1 pseudogene is annotated in these 329 nt (G+C 56.5%); it reads right to left on the bottom strand.

What is annotated here, in order from left to right:
• Nucleotides 1-329 (bottom strand): annotated as a pseudogene (locus AB9F29_RS21670) (DNA repair protein RecN); the annotation flags it as partial.

Here is a 329-nt window from a genome sequence, read left to right as displayed (position 1 = left end):
CCGTGCCACTTCATCAACACGTTCATCTGTCCCCAAAGCAACAACCGTGGAAAGAGTCATGCCATCCTCGACCGATTTCTGAACCAGCCAGTGATGCGCGCCAAGGGCCGCGACTTGCGGCGAGTGAGTCACAACAAGGATTTGCCCCAGCGTCGCCAACTCAGCCAAACGGCGCCCAACGGCATCTGCCGTCGCCACTCCGACCCCGCGGTCGATTTCGTCAAAAATCATTGTGGTTCCGCGCGTTTCGGAAGTGAGACAAACCTTCAACGCCAGAAGAAACAGAGAAAGTTCCCCGCCAGATGCAATTTTATTGAGTGGCCCCGACG

The organism is Falsihalocynthiibacter sp. S25ZX9, assembly GCF_041205405.1.
GTDB lineage: Bacteria > Pseudomonadota > Alphaproteobacteria > Rhodobacterales > Rhodobacteraceae > Falsihalocynthiibacter > Falsihalocynthiibacter arcticus.
This window is presented reverse-complemented; position numbering and strand designations above follow the sequence as displayed.